Below are 6000 nucleotides of genomic sequence, written 5' to 3'. Positions count from 1 at the left end.
GGGGAAGGAAACTATTATCATGTGGAGAAAGGAAAGGGGAAGCGGTATATAGCTTGTAATGCTCCTAAGGCGGGCGAGGCGGATTTTGCCTCCGTGGTGGAAGGTCTGAGGAAGGAAGCCGGGCGGCGTGCGGAGAGCGTACAGCGGGAACGGCAACAGAATGAGGAAGAGAAAAGGCGGAAGAGGCTGGAGGAAATAAAAGATGTCCTTCCTTTCCGGATGGGGATGAAGTGGGGGCTGAAATGGGGAGATCGTATCGTTGTGCCTCCCTGCTACCGGAATATCTGTGTTCCCGTAGGCGGTTATTGTGCTTTTGAAGGGAATGCCTGCCAGTGGGGAGTAATGGCGCTGGATGGAAAAGTGGTGGTGGAGGCCAGATATCAGAAGGTGGAGATAGAAAAGGATGGAACGGTGCATCTGACCATCATTCCGGGTAAGGTAAAGACCATCAACCTTTGAAGGGCCTTGAAGAGAACAGAAAATGAAACGGAACAATGATCCGGAAGTAAGATAATATATTGAAAAAAAGAGAAGCTGTCTCAAACTTGAATTACAAGATGAGACAGCTTCTTTTTTATTGTTTCATTTCACGCAACGCTTTACATAATTGATCCGGGCAGGAGGTGGAGCGGTTTCCGCATTTTACACCTTCCAGTTTCTGTAAGACCTCTTCCACTTTCATTCCTTTCACCAATCGGCTGATACCTTGTAAGTTTCCATTGCATCCGCCCCAAAAGAAAACTTGTTGAATAACGTCATCTTCTACTTCCACTTCGATGTGGCTGCTGCAAGTGCCTTGCGTCTTATAGGTTATTTTCATTTTATTCTTCCTCTTCAGATGCAGGTTTCATGTTTGTATAAACGGTCTGAACATCATCAAATTCTTCCAGACGCTCTACCATCTTGTCTAGAGTTTCACGTTGTTCAGGAGTCACATCTTTTAAGTCATTGGGAATATATGTGAAATCACCACCCACTTCTTCGAAACCACATTCTTCCAAGTGTTTCTGAATTGCTGCGTAGCTCTTCGGATCACCATAGATGGTGATAGTTCCTTCTTCTTCATCTTCGTCGAACTCATCCTCTACATTATAGTCAATCAAATCCAGGATCAGTTCTTCCATATCCATTCCTTCTTTCTTCTTGAAAGTAAATACACATTTATGGTCGAACAAGAAAGCTAAGGAACCGGTAGTACCCAAGTTTCCACCGAATTTGTTAAATACTGAACGCACATCTGCTACGGTACGGGTAGTGTTGTCTGTCAATGTATCAACAAATACAGCTACTCCGTGAGGACCATATCCTTCGTAAGTCATACCTTTGTAGTCACTGGTATCTTTACCCATTGCATTCTTAATGGCGCGTTCAATGTTATCCTTCGGCATGTTTTCACGCTTACAAGTAGCGATCACACCACGTAGGGTCGGGTTATTTTCGGGTTCCGGACCACCTGCTTTTACAGCTATAGCGATTTGTTTACCCAGTCTTGTAAATGTTTTGGCCATGTGGCCCCATCTTTTCAGCTTTGTAGCTTTTCTATATTCAAATGCTCTTCCCATTGGATTGTAGTTTTATAATGGTTATTTTTATTATTATCTTAGTTTTGCACCTAGTTTGTTTTCCAGGTTAGCAATCAGTTTGGACATGATCTTGTCAATCTGTTTGTCGTTCAGTGTTGCGCTTTCATCCTGTAACAAGAAGCTCACTGCATAACTTTTTTTACCCGGTTCCAGATTCTTGCCTTCATAAACATCAAACAATTCTACTTCTTTCAGCAGTTTCTTTTCAGTCTCATAGGCTATTTTTTCGATTTCTGCAAACTGTATGTTCTTGTCAATCAACAAAGCCAAGTCACGTTTCACAGCCGGGAACTTGGAAAGTTCTTTAAAGTTGACTTTAGCCGACTTGATGGCTTTCATCAGTTCTTTCCAGTTGATTTCTGCATAATATACCTCATTGTCTATATCGAATGCTTTTTGAATCTTCTTGCTGATGATGCCGAAGGTGGCCAATAACTTGCCGCCACGTGTGTGTACGCTGATGGCTGTTGAATAGATATCGTTGGTCAGGTTGCCGAATACCACGTTGCCGAAATTCAATCCCAAACGGGTAAAGATGTTCAGCACGTATGCTTTTAATTCGTAAACACTGCTGTTTTCATCGGGATGGGCCCATGAATTGCTGACGCGTTTGCCGGTTACCCACAATCCTAAATGATATTCTTCAGCATAAGCCGCAAGCACTTTTTCCGGGTTTTTCTTTTCTGCATTATAAAAATAGCAGTTACCGAATTCAAAGAATTTCAAATCGGCGTTCTTACGATTGGCATTGTGCTGGATACTTTCCAAACCACCGAATAACAAAGTTTGACGCATCACGTTCAAATCGTTACTCAATGGGTTCATCAAGTAAACCAAATTTTCGTTCTTGTATGTTTCCGACCCTTCGTAATAGGAAGCGGCGGTCAGTGAATTGTTCAGTATTTCATTGAAACCACAACCTACCAGTTGCTCTGAAATCAGATTTTGTAATTTCTGGGAGTAATCCACTTCACCTTTGGTGGTCAGGCTGGATTTCAAGGTAGTAGGAATCTCCACATTATTATATCCGTAGATACGGAGAATGTCTTCTACTACATCGCAATCACGTTGCACATCCACACGATAGGGGGGAACTTGTAAAGTCAAGCCTTCGGGTGTTTCGTTTACAATCTTCATTTCAAGACTGGTGACAATGCTCTTTATGGTTTCCACCGGTATGGTTTTTCCTATCAGTGAGTGGACTTTCTCATAATTCAGCTCTACTGTAAAATCGGCTATCGGGGCAGGGTAGTTGTCTTTAATTTCAGAAGAAATAGTACCTCCTGCCAGTTCTTGAACCAGTAAAGCCGCTTCTTTCAATGCATAAATAGTTCCGTTGGGGTCAATACCACGTTCGAAACGGAAAGAAGAGTCTGTGCTCAATCCATGGCGACGGGCTGTTTTACGTACCCAAGTCGGGTTGAAATAAGCGCTTTCCAAAAATACATCTACTGTCTGCTCGGTTGTTCCCGAATCCAGACCACCGAATACACCGGCAATGCACATCGGTTCTTCTGTGTTGCATATCATCAGGTCCTTGTCGGATAATTTGCGTTCCACTTCGTCCAAAGTAACGAATGTAGTACCTTCGGCAACAGTCTTCACTACAATCTTACCACCTTTAATCTTATCTGCATCAAAACAGTGCAGGGGCTGGCCGTATGCGTGAAGGATGTAGTTGGTGATATCCACGATATTATTGATAGGACGTACTCCAATCAGGCGTAATTTGTTTTGCAGCCATTCGGGACTCTCTTTTACAGTTACCCCTTTTATGGAAACTCCGGCATAACGCGGACATGCTTCCGTATTCTCTACTTCAATGGCGATGTCCATATCATGGTTATCCACTTTAAACGCTTCTACAGACGGACGTTTTAAAGTGGCTTGTTTGCCGTTTTGAATCAGGTAGGCATACAGATCTCGGGCCACGCCGTAATGTGAGCAGGCGTCCGCACGGTTCGGGGTGATATCCACTTCCAGTACGTATTCGCTTTTGATATTGAAATAATCTTTAGCGGGAGTACCCGGAACAGCATCCGCCGGCAGTACGATGATACCTTCGTGGCTGTTTCCGATACCGATTTCGTCTTCGGCACAGATCATACCCATAGATTCAATTCCGCGGAGCTTTGATTTCTTGATGGTAAAACATTCTTCGCCATCGTATAGCTTGGTGCCCAATGTGGCAACCACCACTTTCTGTCCGGCAGCTACGTTAGCGGCTCCACAGACAATCTGTACCGGTTCGCCTTGTCCCAAATTCACAGTAGTAACATGCATGTGGTCTGAATTGGGATGAGGTTCGCAAGTCAGCACTTCGCCGATGACAATACCTTCCAGACCACCTTTAATTGTTTGGACTTCTTCTACGCCTCCGGTTTCCAAACCGATGGAAGTCAGCGCCTCGGCCACTTCATCCGGTGTCAAATCGAAGTTGACGTATTCTTTCAGCCAATTATAAGAGATATTCATATATGATATTTTTTATGTATTTCAAAATGACCTGCAAATTTAGTAATTATTTTCTTTTATCCTGTTATTTATCCATCACAGATTACTCAGATTAACACAGATTTTTCTTTGAGGGAAATAATCCGTGTTAATTCTGTGAGGGATAAATAAATGTCAGAACGGTAAAGGTCCTTCGGGAATAGGGGCTCCGAACGGATTATTGTCGGCAGGTGCGGCATCAGGAGATGGGGGAGGTACACTGTTGCCGCCACCGTTCATTTTGGAACGGATAATACCCGGTGCCTCACCCGGCATAGGCACGATGACATCATCGTCCGGATTCTGGAAGCGGGCGAATTCGCCACGGAAACGCAGCAGTACATCACCTACGGCACCGTTACGGTGCTTGGCGATAATGATTTCTGCCATACCGTGCAGGTCGTTCCCTTTTTCATCCGAGTAGATTTTATAGTATTCCGGGCGGTGGATAAAGCATACCATATCGGCATCCTGCTCAATAGCTCCGGATTCACGGAGGTCACTGAGCTGGGGACGTTTTCCGTCAATACCCTCACGACTTTCCACACCACGGTTCAGCTGGCTCAGTGCGATGATGGGGATGTTCAGTTCTTTGGCTAACCCCTTCAGTGAACGTGAAATGGTACTGACCTCTTCCTGACGGCTACCGAATGACATTCCGCTGGCATTCATTAACTGAAGGTAGTCAATGATAATGATTTTTACTCCATGCTCGCGTACAAGCCGTCGTGCTTTGGTGCGTAATTCAAAGACGGACAAGGATGGTGTGTCATCCACATACATCGGAGCATCGTATAATTCTTTTATTTTATAATCCAATTGTCCCCATTCATACGGAGCCAACTGGCCGCTCTTGATTTTCTCACCCGGAATTTCGCACACGTTGACAATCATACGGTTGACCAACTGTACGTTGGACATTTCAAGAGAGAACAAAGCCACAGGGATTTTCGCATTTACCGCCATGTTCTTTGCCATGGAAAGCACAAAAGCCGTTTTACCCATAGCGGGGCGGGCGGCAATAATCACCAGGTCGGAATTTTGCCAGCCCGAGGTCATTTTGTCCAATGCATGGAAACCGCTTTCCAGACCACTCAGCCCGTCCGTTCGTGCCGCCGCTTTTTGAAGCATCTCATACGCTTCCTGAATGACAGGGTTGATTTGCGTATAATCCTTCTTCATGTTCTGTTGCGAGATTTCGAACAGTTTTCCTTCCGCTTCCTGCATCAGGTCGTCCACGTCTTGGGTTTCGTCGAAAGCCTTTGTCTGGATGTTGCTGGTAAAGGTAATCAGTTCGCGTGCAAGAAACTTCTGCGCGATGATACGTGCGTGATATTCTATGTGTGCGGAAGAGGCTACCTTGCCGCTTAGCTGTGTTATGTAAAAAGGACCGCCTGCATCTTCCAGTTCACCGGTGCTGCGTAATTGTTCGGCCACAGTCAAGATATCGACTGGTTGCTGGCGTAAAGCCAAAGAGGTAATAGCCGAATAAATAAGTTGGTGACGGCGTTCATAAAAAGATTCGGGACGAAGAATCTCACTTACTAATGAGTAAGCATCTTTTTCTATCATTAAGGCTCCCAATACAGCTTCCTCCAGCTCAGGTGCCTGGGGCTGTAAATGTCCGTATTCGTCAACAGGCTTTGCTTTCGAAGTTTTGGGAGTACGTGTCATTTTTCTCGTTTCTGCCATTGTCGTCTGTTTAAAGTAGGGCAAAGATAGAACTTTTTGCTGAGTTGGACACTCGTCCATTCCCAAAAATAATAAAAGAAATATGAACCTGAATCTACGGAGAAATGAACAATCTGGACAGTAAATGGTTTTTTTATATGGTAAAATGAAAAGTTTGTTCTATATTTGGCGCTCTGTCCGGATAAAAGATGGCGTGCATCTTTGTAGAACGGGCAACAATCTAACGAAACAC

General features: G+C 44.5%; 4 protein-coding genes and 1 pseudogene. 1 reads left to right on the top strand and 4 read right to left on the bottom strand.

What is annotated here, in order from left to right; genetic code table 11:
* Positions 1–459, top strand: a pseudogene (locus AB5062_RS19500) (hypothetical protein); the annotation flags it as partial.
* A gap of 115 nt (positions 460–574) precedes the next feature.
* Here AB5062_RS19500 and AB5062_RS19495 read toward each other — a convergent pair.
* The 4 genes from AB5062_RS19495 to dnaB form a co-directional block, all read right to left on the bottom strand.
* Positions 575–820, bottom strand: a complete 246-nt coding sequence (locus tag AB5062_RS19495; protein WP_005839935.1) for a TIGR03905 family TSCPD domain-containing protein — start codon at positions 818–820, stop codon at positions 575–577.
* A 1-nt stretch (position 821) separates the two neighbouring features.
* The gene (locus AB5062_RS19490) at positions 822–1562 is read right to left on the bottom strand and encodes a YebC/PmpR family DNA-binding transcriptional regulator (RefSeq protein ID WP_005839937.1); all 741 of its coding nucleotides are present in this window, start codon (positions 1560–1562) and stop codon (positions 822–824) included.
* A 33-nt stretch (positions 1563–1595) separates the two neighbouring features.
* Positions 1596–4058 carry a phenylalanine--tRNA ligase subunit beta gene (gene pheT, locus AB5062_RS19485; RefSeq protein ID WP_005852670.1) on the bottom strand — a complete coding sequence of 821 codons (2463 nt, stop codon included), beginning with the start codon at positions 4056–4058 and terminating at the stop codon, positions 1596–1598.
* Positions 4059–4211: 153 nt separating this feature from the next.
* Positions 4212–5768, bottom strand: a complete 1557-nt coding sequence (dnaB, locus tag AB5062_RS19480) for a replicative DNA helicase (protein WP_005839941.1) — start codon at positions 5766–5768, stop codon at positions 4212–4214.
* Positions 5769–6000 lie beyond the last annotated feature (232 nt).

Origin of the sequence: Phocaeicola sp. RTP21359st1_B8_RTP21360_211022 (assembly GCF_040911965.1) — a bacterium.
Taxonomy (GTDB): domain Bacteria; phylum Bacteroidota; class Bacteroidia; order Bacteroidales; family Bacteroidaceae; genus Phocaeicola; species Phocaeicola vulgatus.
Note: the sequence above shows the minus strand (reverse complement) of the source record. Positions and strands in the feature narration are given on the sequence as shown.